Below are 19560 nucleotides of genomic sequence, written 5' to 3'. Positions count from 1 at the left end.
AATGATCAGCCTTCCAGCTCTTCCCAGCGCGCGTACGCGGCGTCCAGTTCGGCCTGCACCTTGGCCAGCTGCTGCGTGTGTGCCGTCACCTCGGCGCTGCTGCGGGTGTAGAACGAAGGATCATTCATCGCTGAGGTGAGGCCTTCGACGTCGCCTTCCAGTTTCTCGATCGTCTTCGGCAGCTGCTCCAGTTCGCGCGCTTCCTTGTAGCTGAGCTTGCGCTTGGCCGCTGCGGGTTCCGCGGCAGCCACGGGCGCAGCCGCTGCCGCCGGCCTGGCTGCGGCGGGCACTGCTGCCGCTGCGGTACTGGCCGCGTAGCGCTGCCAGTCGGTGTAGCCTCCAACGTACTCGCCGATCACGCCGTCGCCCTCCATCACCAGCGTGGACGTCACCACGTTGTCGATGAAATCACGATCGTGGCTGACCAGCAGCAGCGTGCCGGTGTACTCGCCGAGCAGCTCTTCCAGCAGCTCAAGCGTTTCCACATCCAGGTCGTTGGTGGGTTCGTCCATCACCAGCAGGTTGGACGGCTGCGCGAACAGCTTGGCCAGCAGCAGGCGGTTGCGCTCCCCACCGGACAGCCGGGTGATCGGCGCGCGCGCGCGCTCGGGCGTGAACATGAAGTCCTGCAGATAGGCATGCACGTGCTTACGCTTGCCGTTGAACTCGAGGAAATCACGGCCTTCGGCCACGTTCTCGATGGCGCTCCAGTCTTCGCGCAACACGGCACGATACTGGTCGAAATAGGCCACCTGCAGGTTGGTGCCGGCGTTGACCTCGCCCTTCTGCGGCTGCAGTTCACCCAGCAGCAGCTTCAACAGGGTGGTCTTGCCGCTGCCGTTGGGGCCGATCAGGCCGATCCGGTCGCCGCGCAGGATGGTGGTGGTGAAGTCGCGGACCATGGTGCGGTCACCGAACGCGAACGAAATGTCCTTGACGTCGATGACCTTCTTGCCGGAGCTCACGCCCTGTGCCGCTTCCATCCGGACATTGCCGCTCAGCTCGCGTCGCTGCGACCGTTCGGTGCGCATCGCTTTCAGCCGGCGCACGCGACCTTCATCGCGGGTGCGGCGCGCCTTGATGCCCTGCCGGATCCACACTTCTTCCTGTGCCAGCAGCTTGTCGAAGCGCGCGTTCTCCTGCGCCTGCGCGTTGAGGCGCTCTTCGCGGCGGCGTTCGTAGTTGGCCCAGTCGCCGGGCCAGCTGGTGACCTGGCCACGATCGATCTCGACGATGCGGGTGGCCAGCGCACGCAGGAAGCGGCGGTCATGGGTGACGAACACCACGCTGCCGCTCCAGCCCTTCAGGAATGCTTCCAGCCAGTCGATGGCTTCGATGTCCAGGTGGTTGGTCGGCTCGTCCAGCAGCAGCAGGTCCGGGCTGGAGACCAGCGCGCGGCCCAACAGGACGCGGCGCTTCATGCCACCGGACAGGCGCGCGAACTCCGCATCGCCATCCAGGTCGAGCTTGGTCAGTGTCTCGGCCACGCGCTGGTCCAGACCCCAGCCATTGGCCGCGTCGATCTTGGCCTGCACCCGGCCGAGTGCATCGCCGTCGAACTCGTCGGCATGGCTGAGGTGGTGGAACTCGGCCAGCCACTGGCCCAGCTCACCCAGGCCATCGGCCACCACGTCGAACACCGAGCCGGCCGCGCCGTGCGGCACTTCCTGTTCCAGGCGGGTCACACGGACGCCCTGCTGGACGCGTACTTCGCCATCATCGGGCTTGTGGTCGCCGGACAGGAGCTTGAGCAGGGTGGATTTGCCGGCGCCGTTGCGGCCGATCAGGGCGATGCGTTCACCCGGCTCGATCGACAGTTCGGCTTTTTCCAGCAACAACGGGCCGCCGACGCTGAAGTCGACGTTCTGCAGAGTAATCAGAGGCATCCGGATATTGTACGGGTTGGGGGCGCCGGCCGGGCTGCTCCCGGAGATCGATCAGCCCACCTCCCCCAGCAACGCCTGCAGACCCGGCAACCATTGCTTGCCGGGGTGGCGCACCAGCCACAGCGTGCGCTGCAGCGCGGGTAGCGGGGTATCCAGCACACGCAGGCGACCCAGTGCCAGCGGCTCCTCCAATGCGTGACGTGACAGGCAGGCCACGCCGAGGCCGGCGATCGCGGCTTGCTTGATCGCCTCGGTATTGCCCAGCTGCAGGGTCTGCGCGAAGCCGCGCAGATGCGGCAGAAGCGCCTGCTCCACGGCCTCGCGGGTGCCGGACCCGGGTTCGCGCAGCAGCCAGCGCGCCGCGCGCAGATCCTCCAGCGACCAGCGCGCCGCCGCGTCGGCGGCGGCAACGATCACCAGCGGATCCTGCTGCCACGCGGTCACCTGCAAACCCCGCTCGTGGCATGGCCCCTCGATCAGGCCGGCATCCACATCCAGCCGCTGGACGGCGGCGACCACGCCGGCGCTGTTGTCGATGCGCAGATCGACTTCCGCCTGTGGCGCCTGCCGCAACAGGTCGGCGATGCGCGCCGGCAGCAGGTAGTTGCCGATGGTGGTGCTGGCCGCCAGCACCAGCCGCAACGGTGCCCCCTGCGCGGGGTCCCCGCCGGCAGCGAGCTGGCGCTCGAGATCAACGGCATTGACCAGCAGCGCGCGGGCCGGTTCCAGCAGCGCGCGGCCATGGCCGTTCAGCACCAGGCGGCGACCGACACGGTCGAACAGGGGCGTGCCGAAGTGCGCCTCCAGCTCCTGCAGGGCGGCACTGCTGGCCGACTGCGAGAGCGCGATGGCCTGGCCGGCCGCGGAGGTACTTCCGTGGTCGGCAATGGCGACGAAGACCTGTAGCTGGCGCAGAGTCAGGCGCATGGCATTTACCTATAAAGCAGGTAGATTCTACTTATATTATTCGTTTTACAGGTCATTGGCGCAGGCGCACGCTTTTCATCGTTCCCCACACCGGTCCCGCCATGAGCACCTCCGCCCCCTCCGCCTGGTCCCTGCCCGTTCTGCGGCAGCGCTGGCAGCCGCGCCTGCCCGGGCTGCTGCTGGCAGCCCTGCTCGCTGCGGCATCGCTTCATCTGGCGGACCTGCCATGGCTGCAGGCGCATGGCCTGAGCGCGCTGACCGTGGCGATCGTCGCCGGTATCGCGGTCGGCAATACCCTCTACCCGCGGCTGGCGCCGCGCAGCGCGGCAGGCATCGGCTTCGCCAAGCACTGGCTGCTGCGTGCCGGCATTGTGCTGTATGGCCTGCGCCTGACGTTCCAGGACATCGGCCATGTCGGCATCGCCGGCGTGCTGATGGACGTGCTGGTGGTCGCCAGCACATTTGGCCTGGCCTGTTGGCTGGGCACGCGCGTGTTCAGGATGGAGCGTGAGGCGGCGATGCTGATCGGCGCCGGCAGTGCCATCTGTGGCGCGGCGGCAGTGATGGCGGCCGAGCCGGTGGTGCGTGGTCGTGCGGCACAGGTAACAGTGGCGGTATCGACCGTGGTGGTGTTCGGTACGCTTGCCATGTTCCTGTATCCGGCGCTGTATGCGTTGCTGCAGTCGCACGGCTGGCTGGCGATGGACGCGCGGCAGTACGGCCTGTTCACCGGGGCGACCGTGCACGAAGTGGCGCAGGTGGTGGCTGCCGGCCGTGCCGTGGGTGAGGCGGCTGCCGATACCGCCGTCATCACCAAGATGGTCCGGGTGATGCTGCTTGCGCCCTTCCTGGTCGTGCTGTCGCTCTGGCTGGCACGCGGCAGCAAGGCAACGCCTGAGGGCAGCAAGGCCCGCATCGTTGTGCCGTGGTTCGCGTTCGGTTTCGTCGCCGTGGCCGGCATGAACTCGCTGCAGCTGCTGCCCGCCGGACTTCACGCAGCGCTGGTGCAGCTGGACACGGTGCTGCTGGCGATGGCGATGGCGGCGCTGGGCGTGACCACCCATGTCTCCGCGCTGCGCCAGGCGGGCCTGAAGCCGCTGCTGCTGGCGCTGCTCCTGTTCGCCTGGCTGCTGTTCGGTGGCCTGGCGATCCAGCAGGGCGTGCTGGCGATGCTGCACTGAGCGCAGGTCTGCCGATACGGCCGCTGCCCCGGGAGACGGGGACGGCCGCGCGCGCAGGTACAATGCGCCATGACTGATTTCTCGACCCTGCCGCTGAGCCCGGCCCTGCAGCCCGGCCTGGATGCCCTCGGCTACACCACCCTGACCCCTGTGCAGGCCCAGAGCCTGCCCGCCATCCTCGATGGCCGCGACGTGATCGCGCAGGCTCCGACCGGCAGCGGCAAGACCGCTGCGTTCGGCCTGGGGCTGCTGCAAGCGATCGATCCGAGCCTGATCCGCGTACAGGCGCTGGTGCTGTGCCCGACCCGCGAACTGGCCGACCAGGTCGGCAAGCAGATCCGCAAGCTGGCCACCGGCATCCCCAACCTGAAGCTGCTGCTGCTGGTCGGCGGCGTACCGCTGGGACCGCAGCTCGCCTCGCTGGAAGGCCACGACCCGCACGTGGTGGTCGGCACCCCTGGCCGCGTGCAGGAGCTGGCACGCAAGCGCGCGCTGAATCTTGGCGCGGTGCGCACGCTGGTGCTGGACGAAGCCGATCGCATGCTCGACATGGGCTTTGAAGAGCCCATCCGCGAAATCGCCGGACGCACCCACAAGGACCGGCAGAGCCTGCTGTTCTCGGCCACCTTCCCCGACAGCATCCGTGCCATTGCCCGTGACCTGCTGCGCGATGCCGTTGAAGTCACCGTGGAAGGCGCTGACCAGGCGCCGGCCATCCGCCACCTGTTCTGCGAGGTCGAGCCGGCCCATCGGCAGAAGGCGCTGGCCGGCCTGCTGCTCAAGTACACGCCCGAATCGGCAGTGGTGTTCTGCAATACCCGCAAGGACGTGGATGAGGTCGCCCATTCGCTGCAGCAGTTCGGCTTCTCGGCGCTGGCCCTGCACGGTGACATGGAGCAGCGTGACCGTGAGGAAGTGCTGCTGCTCCTGGCCAACCGCAGCTGCAACGTGCTGGTCGCCAGCGACGTCGCCGCGCGCGGTCTGGACGTGGAAGAGCTGGCGGCGGTGATCAACTACGAGCTGCCGACCGATGTCGAAAGCTACCAGCACCGCGTTGGACGTACCGGCCGTGCCGGCGCCAGCGGCCTGGCCATCAGCCTGGTGGCGGGCCGCGAAAAGACCCGCGCCGAAGCGATCGAAGCACAGATGGGGCGCGCGCTGGACTGGCAGAAAACGCCGCTGGCGACGTCACGTCCCGCCGAGTTGCCGCAGGCAGCGATGCGCACCCTGCGCATCGACGGTGGCAAGACGGACAAGCTGCGCCCGGGCGACATCCTCGGCGCCTTGACCGGCGACGCCGGCCTGTCGGGCAAGTTCATCGGCAAGATCGCGATCTTCCCGACCCGCTCCTACGTGGCGATCGCGCGCGAGCAGGCCAGCAAGGCCGTGGCGAAACTGGAGGCCGGCAAGATCAAGGGCCGCCGCTTCCGCGTACGGATGATGTAAGGCCCAGCGACAGGTAGCGCCGGGCCATGCCCGGCGGCAGTTCCAAAGCCGGTAGCGCCGGGCCATGCCCGGCGGCAGTCTCAGAACACCAGCTCGGTGTGCAGCGGCAGGTCCGCCTGCCAACGGGCGCGGCCACCCAGGCCATCCAGCTCGACCAGGACGCCAGCACCGACCACGTCCACGCCCAACCGGCGCACCAGCGACAATGCGGCCACCAGCGTGCCGCCGGTCGCCAGCACGTCATCGATGATCGCCACGCGCGCGCCGGCCGCCAGCGCATCGGCATGCACTTCGATGCAGTCGCTGCGGTACTCCAGTGTGTATTCCTCGCGCAGCACCTGGCCGGGCAGCTTGCCCGGCTTGCGCACCGGCACGAAGCCGACGCCCAGTTCCAGTGCCATCGCGGCACCCAGGATGAAACCACGCGATTCGATACCCACCACCGCGTCCAGCTTCTGGTCGCGCCAGCGGTCGGCCATCGCGCGGATGGCATCACGGAAGTCCTCGCCGTGCGCGAGCAGCGGCATGATGTCCTTGAACAGGATGCCGGGCTTGGGGAAGTCGGCGATGTCGCGCAGGCGCGAGGCCCACTGAGGAGCGACGATAGCGTCGGTCATGTCACGTCGGATGTCTGATGGCGGCATAGGGTACCCGTTCCCGGCGCGGCCTGCCTGGCTGGGCTGCGCCCGGCGCCTGCAGAGGCGTCAAGCCAAGGCAAAGGCAGAAGCTGGTTTCCTGCGGGATGCGGGGTGGGTCGTGGGGTCAGATCCGTTCTCCGCAGGAAAACGGATCTGACCCCATTCTCGTATGTCGATATCTGACAGATGTGTCGACCAAGGTCGACACCTACCAACGGTCCCCGCACTCCGACACCGCCCCACCCAACCACGGAATCCAGCTTTCGCGCTGGCTTTTGACCTGGCCTCGGCGGGTGCAGGGCGCAGCCCTGCCGAACCCCACGCTCAGGAACTGCAGGACAGCATCGAGCAGCCGGCGCGGTCGTCGGCCCAGGCCGGGCGCCTGCTGGCGAAATGCTCACGTCCGGCGCGTTGGGTGTACGGATCGCGCAGCACGTCCTGCAAGGCGTGTACGCCGCCCATGTCCCCTTGTTCCGCACGGTCGATCGCTTCCTGCGCCAGCCAGTTGCGCAGCACGTACAGCGGATTGGCCGCGCCCATCTTCGCCAGGCGCTCGGCGGCCGGAAGAGGATCCGCCCGCAATCGCGCGGCGTAGTCCTGCAGCCACTGCCGCAGCGGCACCTGCACGGCCTCCTGCCGCTCCCGGTCGTAGTAGACCTCAGCCAGTGCCGCCGGATCGGGCGATGCCGGATCGATCCGCATCAAGGCGCGCCAGGACAGGGTCATGTCCATGCCACCGTCCTGCAGCAGCTGCTGCCAGCGCTGGTAGAGCTGCAGATCGGCATCATCGGCAGCTGCCAGGCCAAGCTTGGCCGCCGCATCGCGACGCGTGCAGGCGGCAAAGGTGGCCTGATAGGCAGCAAGGCCCGCCTGCAACGGCGCGACGTCGGCAAACAAGGGCGACAGCGCCTGCGCAAGCCGCCCCAGATTCCAGTACGCCACCTGCGGCTGCGTTCCGAAGCGGTAGCGACGGCCCTGTGCGTCAGTGGTGTTCGGGGTCCAGTCCGGATCGAAGTCCTCGACCCAGCCATAGGGGCCATAGTCGAGAGTGAGGCCGAGCACGGAAAGGTTGTCGGTGTTCATTACCCCATGCACGAAACCGACACGCATCCAGTGCGCGATCATCTCGGCGGTGCGCACCGCGATCTGCGCGAACCAGTCACCGTACAGCGCCTCACCCTGCCCTGCCAGTTCGGGGAAATCACGGGCGATGCAGGCATCCACCAGTTGCTGCAGCAGTGACGTCTCACCGCGCGAGGCCGGCAGTTCGAACGAACCGAAACGCAGGAACGAGGGCGACACACGGCATACGATCGCGCCGGGCTCGGCTCGCGGACGGCCGTCATAGAACATGTCGCGCACCACGTGCTCGCCGGTACCGACCAGCGACAGCGCGCGCGTGGTCGGTACACCGAGGTGGTGCATGGCCTCACTGCACAGGAATTCACGGATCGACGAGCGCAGCACCGCGCGACCGTCGGCGCCACGGGAGTACGGGGTCGGGCCTGCACCCTTCAGCTGCAGTTCCCAGTGCCGGCCATCCGGCGCCACCAGCTCGCCCAGCGAGATCGCCCGCCCATCGCCAAGCTGGCCCGCCCAGTGACCGAACTGGTGCCCGCCGTAATTGGCGGCCCACGGCTGCATGCCCGGATACAACGCGTTGCCAGCGAATACCTGGGCAAACGTGCCGCTCGACACTTCAGCCACATCGATGCCGAGCAGCGCAGCGACCTCCGGCGACCAGGCCAGCAGGGTCGGCGCGGCGACCGGCGTCGGCATCACCGAGGACCAGGCCGCCTCGCGGACTTCACGCCGGCGGGGCCCGGCTTCCGGGTCGCCCGGCAGGGCGGTCAGCAGACGGTTGTCGAATCGCGGGAAGGGGCTGTCCATGGCCCTGACATGGGGATGGACGCCGCTGACCTCAATCGCCGCGCAGCGCCTGCAGCGATCCGCCGTGCGCTTCAGCGCGCTGGTAGGCCGGGCGTTCACCGATGCGCTGGAGAAACGCGCGCAGCGCCGGCTTGTCGTCCAGTCCGCCTCCGCGCGCCGCTGCGGCCTGGATCGGGAAGCTCATCTGGATATCGGCCGCGGTGAAACGCTCACCCGCGAACCACGGGCTCTCGGCCAGGCGGCGCTCCATCCAGTCCAGGTGCAGGCGGCGCTGCGGGCCGACGAAGCTCTGCTCGGCCTTGTCGGCGATGCTGCGGGCAATCGGGCGCACGAAGAACGGCACCGGCGCGTTGCGGATGCGGCTCATCACCAGCGTCAGCAGCAGCGGCGGCATCGCCGAGCCTTCGGCGTAGTGCAGCCAGTAGCGATAGGCCATGCGCTCGGCACCTTCGGCCGGTATCGGCGACGGCGACACCTGCCGCTGCGTGTCGTAGCGGTCAGCCAGGTAATCAAGAATGGCGCCGGATTCGGCCAGCACCTGCTCGCCGTCCTGCAGCACCGGTGATTTCCCCAGCGGATGTACCTGGCGCAGTGCCGGCGGTGCCAGCAGCGTTCTGGGGTCGCGCGGGTAACGGCGCAGTTCGTAGTCCAGCCCCAGCTCCTCCAGCATCCACAGCACGCGCAGCGAACGGGAATTCTCGAGGTGATGGACGATGCGCATGAAAGGACTCCAGAGGGGTGCAAGCATCGTAACGCGCCTGCACGCATGCGCCTGTGGATTCGATCCGCGCCTGCTCCCGCCGACGCAAAAAAAAAACGCCGGAAGCTTGCGCTTCCGGCGTTCTGGCTACCCGAGGACAGCAGACGGATTAGACCGCCTGCACCTGGTCAGCCTGCATACCCTTCTGGCCCTGGACGGCGATGAAGGTGACCTTCTGGCCTTCCTGCAGGGTCTTGAAGCCGGTGCCCTGGATGGCGCGGAAGTGCACGAACAGGTCCGGGCCGCTTTCCGGGGTGATGAAGCCGAAGCCCTTGGCGTCGTTGAACCACTTGACGGTGCCGGTCTGACGTTCAGACATATTTACTAACTCCTGAAACACATGTTGAAAAAAATCGCAGCCACCGGGTATCGGGGCCGAGACTGAGTTGCAGGCGTTGGTAAAGCGGATCGATGAGTGGATCGTGAGATCAACTGCACCAGGCCACGATTCACGGTGACCCTAGCAAACACAGTGGGTCGCACGATACGCGTGTTTTCCCCAAAAAGCGATAGCCCCGGCATTCATCGCCACCCCGCCCCCGCTAGGCGTGGCAAGGGCTGGCAGTCGGTCGGGCCCGGATCCGGGGACCCATTCAGGTTTTTCCTACCCTACACTGGGTAAATGACTGAAGCTGAAACCCCGGCTGAACTGCCCCGTCCCCGCATCTGGGTGGACGCAGACGCCTGCCCTGTTGTCATCCGCGACATCCTGTTCCGGGCCGCCGAGCGGGTCGGCCTGGAGTTGACCCTGGTCGCCAACCAGTGGATCCGCACCCCGCCCTCGCGCTGGATCCGCTCCCTCCAGGTGCCGCAGGGCCTGGACGTGGCTGACAGCGCCATCGTCGAACGGGTCGCCGCCGGCGATCTGGTTGTCACCCAGGACATTCCATTGGCCGCGCTGGTGCTCGAACGAGGCGCGCTGGCCCTGCATCCGCGCGGGGAGCTGTTCACCGCCGACACCATCGCCCAGCGCCTGTCGGTACGCAATTTCATGGAAGAGCTGCGCGGCGCCGGCGTCCAGACCGGGGGCCCGCCTCCCCTGCATGCGCGCGACCGCCAGGCGTTCGGCAGCGCGCTGGACCGCTGGTTGGCCAGCATCCGCGTGGCGCGATGAGGCGGGGCCCGGCTCACGCCACCACTGGGCCCAGCTCCAGGCCCAGCTCCAGGCCCAGCTGACGCTGGCTGCTGAACACCCGCCGTACCCCATTCAGGGGATCGTCGAAGGACAACGCCCGCGCCAGCAGTTGCAGCGGCGCCTGCGCCCCGGTCGCGGCCGGACGCAGCTGCGGATACAGGTCGTCTCCGATGATGGGCGCGCCCAGCGCCGCCATGTGCACGCGCAGCTGGTGCTTGCGACCGGTTCTCGGCTGCAGGCGGTAGCGCCAGACCGGACCTGTCGCGTCGATCACCTCGATGCGGGTACTCGCATTCGGCTCGCCCTCCATTTCGCCCATGCGGAAGAACGGTTGTGCCGGGCCGATGCGGCTGTGGCGCTCGAACGGGAAGTCCAGCGCCGGCAGTGCCGGGGCCAGCGCCTCGTAGGTCTTGTCGATACGGCGCTCGCGGAACAGGCGCTGGTAGGCATCGCGCGACTCCGGTCGCAGCGAGAACAGGACCAGCCCAGCGGTGAGCCGGTCCAGGCGGTGCAGCGGTGCCAGCTGCGCGTTGCCGGTCCGCGCCACCAGCCGCGCCAGCAGGGTTTCGCGGACATGGGCACCCGCCGGGGTCACCGGCAGGAAGTGCGGCTTGTCGACCACCAGCAGATGCTCGTCCTGGTAGAGGATCGTCTCGTTGAACGGAATGCGCGGCTCGTGGCTGACCTCGCGGAAATACAGGATTTCCAGCCCCACCTGCCACGGCTGGTCCGCCGCCAGCGCCCTGCCCTGCGCATCCTGTACCCGTCCGCGCGCGAACCGGTCCTGCCACTGGCTGCGGTCGATGCGCGGAAAGCGTGCGCACAGGCCGTCCAGCAGGGTCGGCCAATGGCCGGGTGGCAGCTGCAGCCGGCTGGGCAGGGTCATCGCGTCCGCTCCGGCGGCAACAGGAACCGCAAGCGTGCCACCGTTGACACGCGGCAGACACCCCGGCCACGGACACCCCTGCAGCAAACCTCTATCATTGTCCTCTTTAGTCGACGGATCCCCCATGGCCCTCACCGCCACCATCCGCAAGGCCGAGTTGCAGATCAGCGACATGGATCGCGGCTACTACGCGACCCACAACCTGACCCTGGCCCAGCATCCGTCGGAAACCGACGAGCGCCTGATGGTGCGCCTGCTCACCTTCGCCCTCAACGCCGACGACCGCCTGGAATTCGGCCGGGGCCTGAGTACGGATGACGAGCCGGACCTGTGGCAGCACGACTACACCGGCGACATCCTGCAGTGGATCGACCTCGGCCACCCCGATGAATCCCGTATCCGCAAGGCCAGCAATCGCAGCCGCCAGGTGCAGGTGGTCAACTACGGCGGCAATGCGTCCGACATCTGGTGGGGCAAGCAGGGCAAGGGCCTGGCGCGCTTCGACAACCTGTCGGTGATCGACCTCGATGGCACCTTCGTCGAGCAGTGGGGCCAACAGATCCAGCGTGCCATGCGCTTCAGCGTGCTGATCCAGGACGGCGAGGTGCAGATCCTCAACGACCAGATCCAGCTCGACATCATCCCCACCTGGCGCAAGCGCGCCAAGGCATGAGTACGACGCGCTGCGACGTCGTGGTGATCGGTGCCGGTGCCGCCGGCCTGATGACCGCGATCACCGCCGGCCGGCGCGGCCGCCAGGTGCAGGTGATCGATCACGCCAACAAGATCGGCAAGAAGATCCTGATGTCCGGCGGTGGCCGCTGCAACTTCACCAACACCGGCACCACCCCGGCCAACTTCCTGTCGGCCAATCCGCACTTCTGCAAATCGGCGCTGGCCCGCTATACGCCTTGGCACTTCATCGAGATGGTCGAGCGCCATGCCATCGCCTATCACGAGAAGGAGCTGGGGCAGCTGTTCTGCGACGTTTCGTCCAAGCAGATCGTGAAGATGCTGGTGGACGAGTGCCAAGCAGCGGGTGTGCACATCCGTACCCACTGCAGCGTCGAGCGCATCGAGCACGGGGCGGATGGCTTCCGTGTGCACACCACGCAGGGGATGTTCCACTGCGCCTCGCTGGTGGTCGCCACCGGTGGCCTGTCCATCCCCAGCCTGGGCGCAACCGGCTTCGGCTACGAGATTGCACGCCAGTTCGGGCATGCCGTGCTGCCGACCCGCGCCGGACTCGTGCCGCTGACCCTCAGTGGCAGGCACCAGGAGCGCCTGGCCGACCTGAGCGGTGTCGCCCTGCCGATCGAGGCGCGCTGCAACGGCATGCAGTTCCAGAATTCCATGCTGCTCACCCATCGTGGCGTCAGCGGCCCGGCGATCCTGCAGATCTCTTCCTTCTGGCAACCCGGCGATGCACTGGAACTGGATCTGCTGCCCGGCCAGGATGCCGGCCAGTGGCTGCGACGGATGAAGCAGGAGCGGCCAGCCGCCGAGCTGCGCACGGTGCTGGCCGAGGTCCTGCCCAAGCGCCTGGCCCAGCGCCTGTGCGAACACTGGCTGCCGGACCGCCCGGTACGGCAGCTGGATGAGCCCCAGCTGCGCCAGGCTGCGCAGCTGCTGGGTGCGTTCCCGCTGGTGGCCAGTGGCACCGAAGGTTACCGCACCGCCGAGGTCACGCTGGGCGGCGTGGACACCGCCGACGTTTCGTCCTCCACGATGGAATCCAAGCGCGTGCCGGGCCTGCATTTCGTCGGCGAAGTGCTGGACGTCACCGGCTGGCTTGGCGGCTACAACTTCCAGTGGGCCTGGGCCAGCGGCCACGCCGCCGGCAGCGTGGTGTGAACCGCATCGCCGTTCGGGGTGCGGGATGCCTGCACGCATGGACGGCTCGCCGTGCATCGTGTATCAAGATCCGCAGATTGGGGAGCAGTGCATGCAGAACGCGAACGACATCACCATCCGCCTGCTGATCGTCGACGACAGCGGCGAGAATGCGGAAGCCATCGTCAGCACGCTGCGCAACAGCGGCATCGCCGTGCGCCCCTGGCGCCCGCAGGATTCGGCCGAGCTGTCGCAGGTGCTGGCCAACCAGGCCATCGATCTGGTGCTGGCCTCGCCCTCGCAGGGCATCCCGCTGCCGCTGGTGGCCCAGCACATCGCCGCCAGTGGCAAGGACATTCCGCTGGTGCTGCTGGCCGAGCGCATCGACGAGGATGAGCTGGTCCAGGCCAGCAGCCATGGCATCCGCGCCCTTGCCCTCCGTCAACGGCCGGAGCATCTGCTGGCGGTGGTCCGCGACCAGTGGGTCGACCTGCAGGCGCGCCGCGGGCTGCGCCGCATCGAGGCACAGATGCGCGAGACCGAGCGCCGTTGCGACGCGCTGATTGCCTCCTCCCGCGAACCCATCGCCTATGTGCACGAAGGCATGCACATCCGCGCCAACGATGCCTATCTGGACATGTTCGGCTACGAGCATTTCGACGACATCGAGGGCATCTCGCTGCTGGACATGGTGGCCGCCCAGCATGTTGATGACTTCAAGCAGCTGCTGAAGAGCCTCAGCCGCGGCGAAGCGCCACCACCGCAGTACCAGCTCGATGCACGCCACCAGGATGGCAGTGCGTTTCCGGCAACGATGGAATTCACCGCAGCCACCTATGAGGGCGAATCCTGCCTGCAGGTCGTGTTCCGCCGCCGGATCGAGTTCGACCCGGAACTGGCCCGAGAGGTCGAGGATCTTCGCCAGCGCGACCAGGTGACCGGCCTGCTGAACCGGCCGACCTTCATGCTGCAGGTCGAAAGTGCGGTCGCCCAGGCTGGCCGCAGCGAGGGCCAGTTCGGCCTGCTGCTGGTCGAGCCCGACCACTATGCGCGGCTGATGCCGGACATCGGGCTGGCCTCGGCCGATACCCTCATCGGCGCGCTGGCCTCCCTGCTGGCCGATGTCGTGGGGGAGGACGCGCAGCTGGCGCGCTTCGGCGAACACAGCTTCGCCGTGCTGCAGGCCGGCCCCTATGCGCAGACCGTGGCACTGGCCGAACGCATCCGTGAGGCATATGCCGCCCATGTGTTCAGCATCGGCGCGCGTTCGGCCACGGTCACCGTGAGCATCGGCGGTGTCCAGGTCGGCGAGAAGATCGCCAGTATCGGCCAGGTCCTGGCGCGTGCCAGCGAGTGCACGCAGGCGGCCGCCGAGCTGGGCAACACCTGTCGCATCTTCGATCCGGCCGCGGTCGATCGGGTCGAGGAAGAACGTGTGCAGCGCTGGGTCGGCCGCATCCGCGAAGCCCTGGACGGCGACGGCTTCCAGCTGCATTACCAGCCGGTACTGAACCTGCAGGGCGAGCCACTGGAGCTGTACGAAGCCTATCTGCGACTGGAGCACAACGGTGAACTGCTCAGTCCCACCGCTTTCCTTGGCATCGCCGAGGAACACGGGCTGCTGGCCGAGATCAACCGCTGGGTGGTGTCCAAGGCCATCACGGTGCTGGGGCAGCGCGCGCGCGAAGGCAGCGCCACCCAGATGCTGGTGAAGGTCACCCCCGAATCGTTCGACGACCCGCAGATGATTGCCACCCTGCGTGGTGAACTGAAAGCGCACGGGGTTCCGGGCGAGCGCCTGTGGCTGCATGCGCCGGAAGCGAAGGTGTTCACCCACCTGCGCAGCGCCCAGCAGTTCCTGGCCGCCGTGGCCCCGCTGGGCTGCCGCATCGGCCTGGAACAGTTCGGGTCCGGCCTGGATTCGTTCCAGCTGCTCGCCCACTTCCAGCCGCAGTTCCTCAAGCTGGACCGTGGATTCACCAGCGACCTGGCGGCGACCCGCGAGAACATCGACCGCATCAGCCAGATCACGGCGCGCGCGCAGGAGGCCGGTATCCGCACCATCGCCGAGTTCGTCAGCGATGCCAATTCCATGACGCTGCTGTTCAGTGCAGGCGTGGACTACGTGCAGGGCGACTTCGTCGGTCCGGCGCTGCCGACGATGAGTTTCGACTTCGGGTGATCCCGCATCGCCGGGCATGGCCCGGCGCTACCAAGGGGCGCCGGGGTAACGCCGGCCCATGCACGACGAGCCTGGTAGCGCCGGGCCATGCCCGGCGAGCATAGCGGCGCGCCCTACGTGAAAAGGCCGGCTTTCGCCGGCCTTCTTGATCAGGTCATATCGACCAGGTTGTTGATCTTCACATCCGGATCGACGTCGGCCTCGTAGTCGACGCCTTCAACGCCGAAACCGAACAGGCGCAGGAAGTCCGCCTTGTAGCCGGCCAGGTCGCTGATCTCGTACAGGTTCTCGTTGGTCACCTGCGGCCACAGCGCAACCACCTTGCCCTGCACGTCTGCCGCCATTTCCTTGTAGTCGGCACGCAGGCGGCCTTCTTCATCGACCAGCGCGACGGTATGGCCATCGCCATCGACCAGATCGTGACGCAGGCGGTCGATCGCCACGCCGTCGGCCTTGCCGCCGTAGAGAATGTCGTAGAGCACGTCCAGCTGCTCGATGCAGCCTTCGTGGGTGCCCTTTTCCTTCATCACCTTGAACAGCAGCGACAGGTACAGCGGCATCGTCGGAATGGCCGAGCTCGCCTGGGTGACCACGGCCTTGAGCACCGACACGCGGGCATCACCGCCGATCTTCGCCAGCTTCTCGCGCAGGCCCAGCACCTTGGTGTCGAGATCCTTCTTGGCAGCGCCGATCGAGCCATTCCAGTAGATGGCCTGGGTGATTTCTTCGCCAACGTAGGTGAAGGCGGTGGTGGTGCAGCCGTTGGCCAGCACGCCGGCATCGGCCAGCGCGTCGATCCACATCTGCCAGTCTTCACCGCCCATCACTGCGACGGTCCCTGCGATTTCCTCCGGCGTCGCCGGCTGCAAAGTGGTCTCGGTGATCACTTCCTTGTCGGTATCCAGGCCACGCAGCGTGATCGGCTCACCGATCGGCTTCAGCGTGGAACTGATCACTTCACCGGTCTTTGGGTGCTTGCGGCGCGGCGCAGCCAGGCTGTAGACGACCTGGTCGACCTGGCCGAGATCGGCCTTGATCATCTCGATGGTGCGCGCCTTCACTTCATCCGAGAACGCATCACCATTGATGCTCTTGGCATACAGGCCCGCCTCATCGGCATAGCGGTGGAACGCCGCCGAGTTGTACCAGCCCGCCGTGCCCGGCTTGGTCTCGCTGCCGGGACGCTCGAAGAACACGCCCAGGGTCGCCGCACCGCTGCCGAACGCGGCAGTGATGCGGGCGGCCAGGCCGTAGCCGGTCGAGGCGCCGATCACCAGCACGCGCTTGGGACCGTTCTGGATCGGCGGGCGGGCGCGGATGTAGTCGATCTGCTGCTTGACGGCGGCGTCGCAGCCGGTCGGATGGGTGGTGACGCAGATGAAGCCGCGGACGCGCGGTTTGATGACCATGGATACCTCGGGTTGGCAGATGCGGCGCGCAGGGCGCTCAGCAGGAATCGGAGGGCGCGCCTGCGCGCGCGAACCGCAGGATCGTAGTGTGCGGGGCACGATTGCACAACCGACGGCGGCGTAGGGTGGTGTTTCTTCTGCAGGGTTGCACCCTGCACCTGCTGCAGGCCGGAGCAACGTCAACGTCAAAGGCTGGCTTGCTGAGGGATGGCGGAGTGGGTCCGGTTGCGGAGGACGCCGTGAATACGTCCCTGCAGGCTCGGTCGCGCCATCCATGGCGCTCACGCCCCCACAACCGGACCCACCCCGCCTTCGACAGTCTTCCGCGTTCTGTCGGAAATGCTCTTGGGGTCAGATCCGTTTTCCACAGGAAAACGGATCTGACCCCGGATTCATTTCGATCAGCCGCCGGAATCTGTCGAAGGTGGGGCGGTGTCAGAGTGCGGGGTGTCAGCCGCAGGACTGCACGCCCTGCCAACAAAAAACCCCGCTTGCGCGGGGTTCTCTGTGCGTTGCGTGCAGCGCGAACGCTTACGGACGGCGGGCCAGAGCCTCGATGTCCTTGGCCTTCGGCAGCAAATCCTGCTTGCTCACGCGCAGGAAGCCGATCGTGAGCATCGGCACCGCGACCAGGATCGACGACATGACCACGATCACCGCACCGATCATGTGCGTTTCGGCCAGGCCTTCCATCGAGCTGCCACCGTACAGGTACAGGGCCAGTGCGGACAGGAAGAACATCACCGCGGTGATCACCGTACGCGACAGCGTCTGGTTGATCGAACGGTTCAGCACTTCCATCGGTTCCACGCGCAGGCTGCGGAAGTTCTCGCGGACGCGGTCGAACACCACGATGATGTCGTTGATCGCAAAGCCCATCACCGACAGCAGGCCGGCCAGCACCGTCAGGTCGAACTCGCGGCCCAGCAGGGACACGTAAGCCACCGTCACGATCAGGTCGAACATGGCCACGATGCTGGCGGTGACCGCGAACTTCCATTCAAAGCGGACGGCGATGTAGATCAGGAAGCCCGCCAGCATGAAGATGGTGGCGTACAGGCCGTTCATCGCCAGATCCTTGCCGATCTGCGGGCCGACGAACTCATTGCGCAGCACCGTCGCCTGGTTGTCGGCCGAGGACAGCGCCTTGACCACGGCCGCCGCGGTAGCCTTGTCCTCGGCGGCGGAATCGCCGGTACCCGGGGCATGCTCACCGTGCGGCGCCAGGCGGATCAGCAGGTCGGTACTGCCACCGACGCTCTGCACCTGGGCGCCGTCGAAGCCGCTCTGCTCGAGCTTGGTGCGGACCTGCTCGACGTCCACCGGGCGCTCGAAGCGGGCTTCGATCAGGGTGCCACCGGTGAAGTCCAGGGCATAGTTGAAGCCCTTGAAGCCGATGATGGCGATCGATGCCAGGAACACGATGATCGTGACGACCATGGCGACATGGCGCCACCGCATGAAATCGATCTTGGTGTCGTTCGGGAGGATGTGCAGCGGAAACAGTTTCATGTGCGTGTCGTCCCGTCAGATGGCCACGTTCTGGAGCTTCTTGCGGCGGCCGTAGATCAGCGTCGCCAGCGCACGCGACACGGTGATCGCGGTGAACATGGAGGCGAAAATACCGATGATCATGGTCAGCGCGAAGCCCTTCAGCGGACCGGTACCGAATGCGAACAGTGCCACGCCGACGATCAGGCCGGTCAGGTTGGCGTCGAGGATGGTGCCGGAAGCGCGCTCGTAACCGGTCACGATCGCGGTCTTGCCCGGAACACCGGCCCGCAGCTCTTCACGGATACGCTCGTTGATCAGCACGTTGGCGTCGACCGACAGGCCGACCGACAGCGCCAGGCCGGCGAAGCCCGGCAGGGTCATGGTCGCGCCGAACAACGACATCACCGCCACCACGATCAGCAGGTTGAACAGCATCGCCACCGACGTGATGATGCCGAACATGCGGTAGTAGATGCTGAAGAACACCAGGGTGAACAGGAAGGCGAAGACCACGGCGCGCATGCCGTTCTTGACGTTCTCGGCACCCAGGCTCGGGCCGACCACGCGCTCTTCGACGAAGTCCATCGGCGCGGCCAGCGAGCCGGACTTCAGCAGCTTGGCCAGATCTTCGGCTTCCTTCTTCTGCAGGCCGGTGGTCTGGAAGTTCTTGCCGAACACGCCATTGATGTTGGCCACCGAGATCACTTCCTCGTTGACCTTGAAGCCGCGCACTTCCTGGCCGTCGACCACGGTCACGGTCGGCACGCGTTCGGTGTACACCACCGCCATCGGCTTGTTCACGTTGGCGCTGGTGAAGTCGAACATGCGCTGGCCACCGACGTTGTTCAGCGTCACGCTGACCGCCGGGGCACCGCTGTTGGCGTCGGTCACCGCCTGCGCAGCCACCATCTGGTCGCCGGTGACGATCACGCGCTTGTTCAGCAGGATCGGGCCGCGGCCGTCACGCTGCTGGTAGACCTTGGCTTCCGGCGGGATGCGGCCGGCGTTGATGGCGTCCTGGGCGTTGCCCTCGACCACCGCACGGTATTCCAGGGTGGCGGTCGCACCGATCATGCGCTTGGCTTCGGCCGTGTCCTGCACGCCGGGCAGCTGCACCACGACGCGGTCGGCGCCCTGGCGCTGGATGATCGGCTCGGCCACGCCCAGCTGGTTCACGCGGTTGCGCAGGGTATTGATGTTCTGCTCGATGGCGCCGTTGGCGATCTGCGAGATCTCGGCCTCCGGCACGGTCACCGTGATGCGGCTACCGCTGACGTCGTAACCGAGGGTCGGCTGCGCCTTGAGCAGGGCCGTGCGGGCGCGCTGCGCGGCGTCGTCACCGGCGGACGGGCTCAGGTTGGCCACGATGCTGTTGTCGGCGCGACGCTCGACCGACTGGTACGGAATGCGTGCGTCGCGCAGGGTGCTGCGCACGTCTTCGGTATAGGCATCCAGGCGCTTGTCCAGCGCAGCCTTCTGGTCCACCTGCAGCACGAAGTGCACGCCGCCCTGCAGGTCCAGGCCGAGCGTCATCGGGCGACCGCCAAGATTGGCCAGCCAGTCCGGAACGGTGGATGCCAGGTTCAGCGCGACCGTGTAGTTCTCACCCACGCTGTCGCGCAGCAGGTCGCTTGCCGCGGCCTGGGTCTTGAGGTCCGGCAGGCGGACGATCAGGCTCTCGCCTTCCTTCTCCGCGCCGAGGCTGGCGATGCCGGCCTTCTTCAGGTCAGCCACCACGCGGTCGCGGAGGGCGTCGTCGACCTGTCCGCCACGGTTGGCGGTGATCTGGACGGCCGCGTCCTTCTGGTAGATGTTGGGCAGCGCATACAGCGTACTGAGCGCAAGTACGATCAGGATGACGACGTACTTCCAGCGTGGAAATTCGAGCATTGC

General features: G+C 67.0%; 16 protein-coding genes. 6 read left to right on the top strand and 10 right to left on the bottom strand.

Annotated features, from left to right (window positions below; all coding sequences use genetic code 11):
* Window positions 1-5 precede the first annotated feature (5 nt).
* The gene (locus ACZLIF_RS08805; RefSeq protein WP_065175043.1) at window positions 6-1886 is read right to left on the bottom strand and encodes an ATP-binding cassette domain-containing protein; all 1881 of its coding nucleotides are present in this window, start codon (window positions 1884-1886) and stop codon (window positions 6-8) included.
* Between the two features lie 51 nt (window positions 1887-1937).
* Window positions 1938-2813, bottom strand: a complete 876-nt coding sequence (locus ACZLIF_RS08800; protein ID WP_065181327.1) for a LysR family transcriptional regulator — start codon at window positions 2811-2813, stop codon at window positions 1938-1940.
* Between the two features lie 101 nt (window positions 2814-2914).
* On the opposite strand from ACZLIF_RS08800, the gene ACZLIF_RS08795 reads away from it, so the two are divergent.
* Together ACZLIF_RS08795 and dbpA are read left to right on the top strand one after the other, a co-directional pair.
* The gene (locus tag ACZLIF_RS08795) at window positions 2915-3994 is read left to right on the top strand and encodes a YeiH family protein (RefSeq protein WP_128988951.1); all 1080 of its coding nucleotides are present in this window, start codon (window positions 2915-2917) and stop codon (window positions 3992-3994) included.
* Between the two features lie 69 nt (window positions 3995-4063).
* The gene (dbpA, locus tag ACZLIF_RS08790; RefSeq protein WP_128988953.1) at window positions 4064-5440 is read left to right on the top strand and encodes an ATP-dependent RNA helicase DbpA; all 1377 of its coding nucleotides are present in this window, start codon (window positions 4064-4066) and stop codon (window positions 5438-5440) included.
* Window positions 5441-5520: 80 nt separating this feature from the next.
* On the opposite strand, the gene ACZLIF_RS08785 is transcribed toward dbpA, so the two are convergent.
* The 4 genes from ACZLIF_RS08785 to ACZLIF_RS08770 form a co-directional block, all read right to left on the bottom strand.
* Window positions 5521-6057: an adenine phosphoribosyltransferase gene (locus tag ACZLIF_RS08785; RefSeq protein ID WP_065175040.1), complete on the bottom strand. Its 537-nt coding sequence runs from the start codon at window positions 6055-6057 to the stop codon at window positions 5521-5523.
* Between the two features lie 345 nt (window positions 6058-6402).
* Window positions 6403-7968: a protein adenylyltransferase SelO gene (locus ACZLIF_RS08780; protein WP_128988956.1), complete on the bottom strand. Its 1566-nt coding sequence runs from the start codon at window positions 7966-7968 to the stop codon at window positions 6403-6405.
* Window positions 7969-7999: 31 nt separating this feature from the next.
* The gene (locus ACZLIF_RS08775; RefSeq protein WP_065181317.1) at window positions 8000-8689 is read right to left on the bottom strand and encodes a glutathione S-transferase; all 690 of its coding nucleotides are present in this window, start codon (window positions 8687-8689) and stop codon (window positions 8000-8002) included.
* Window positions 8690-8837: 148 nt separating this feature from the next.
* Window positions 8838-9047 (bottom strand): cold-shock protein, encoded by a 210-nt coding sequence (locus ACZLIF_RS08770; RefSeq protein WP_005416210.1) that lies wholly within the window; start codon window positions 9045-9047, stop codon window positions 8838-8840.
* Between the two features lie 303 nt (window positions 9048-9350).
* On the opposite strand from ACZLIF_RS08770, the gene ACZLIF_RS08765 reads away from it, so the two are divergent.
* The gene (locus ACZLIF_RS08765) at window positions 9351-9842 is read left to right on the top strand and encodes a YaiI/YqxD family protein (protein ID WP_128988959.1); all 492 of its coding nucleotides are present in this window, start codon (window positions 9351-9353) and stop codon (window positions 9840-9842) included.
* Window positions 9843-9855: 13 nt separating this feature from the next.
* On the opposite strand, the gene ACZLIF_RS08760 is transcribed toward ACZLIF_RS08765, so the two are convergent.
* Window positions 9856-10749, bottom strand: a complete 894-nt coding sequence (locus ACZLIF_RS08760) for a pseudouridine synthase (protein ID WP_478462520.1) — start codon at window positions 10747-10749, stop codon at window positions 9856-9858.
* A 124-nt stretch (window positions 10750-10873) separates the two neighbouring features.
* Between ACZLIF_RS08760 and ACZLIF_RS08755 the strand changes: the two genes are divergently transcribed.
* From ACZLIF_RS08755 to ACZLIF_RS08745, 3 genes are all read left to right on the top strand, one after another.
* Window positions 10874-11422 carry a YaeQ family protein gene (locus tag ACZLIF_RS08755; RefSeq protein ID WP_053517781.1) on the top strand — a complete coding sequence of 183 codons (549 nt, stop codon included), beginning with the start codon at window positions 10874-10876 and terminating at the stop codon, window positions 11420-11422.
* Entirely contained in the window at window positions 11419-12603 is a 1185-nt protein-coding gene (locus tag ACZLIF_RS08750) for a BaiN/RdsA family NAD(P)/FAD-dependent oxidoreductase (RefSeq protein ID WP_128988963.1), read from the top strand. Before ACZLIF_RS08755 ends, ACZLIF_RS08750 begins: the two co-directional genes overlap by 4 nt.
* 91 nt (window positions 12604-12694) lie before the next feature.
* Window positions 12695-14764: an EAL domain-containing response regulator gene (locus ACZLIF_RS08745; RefSeq protein WP_128988965.1), complete on the top strand. Its 2070-nt coding sequence runs from the start codon at window positions 12695-12697 to the stop codon at window positions 14762-14764.
* A 149-nt stretch (window positions 14765-14913) separates the two neighbouring features.
* Here ACZLIF_RS08745 and fabV read toward each other — a convergent pair whose 3' ends face one another.
* The 3 genes from fabV to secD all read right to left on the bottom strand — a co-directional run bounded on the left by fabV (window position 14914) and on the right by secD (window position 19557).
* Window positions 14914-16173, bottom strand: coding sequence for an enoyl-ACP reductase FabV (gene fabV, locus ACZLIF_RS08740; RefSeq protein WP_053520465.1), 1260 nt, complete (start codon window positions 16171-16173; stop codon window positions 14914-14916).
* Between the two features lie 531 nt (window positions 16174-16704).
* Window positions 16705-17685, bottom strand: coding sequence for a protein translocase subunit SecF (gene secF / locus ACZLIF_RS08735; protein WP_053519778.1), 981 nt, complete (start codon window positions 17683-17685; stop codon window positions 16705-16707).
* Window positions 17686-17700: 15 nt separating this feature from the next.
* Window positions 17701-19557, bottom strand: coding sequence for a protein translocase subunit SecD (gene secD / locus ACZLIF_RS08730; RefSeq protein WP_053519779.1), 1857 nt, complete (start codon window positions 19555-19557; stop codon window positions 17701-17703).
* Between the last annotated feature and the right edge of the window lie 3 nt (window positions 19558-19560).

The organism is Stenotrophomonas sp. 2201_Sma (assembly GCF_056486685.1).
Note: the sequence above shows the minus strand (reverse complement) of the source record. Positions and strands in the feature narration are given on the sequence as shown.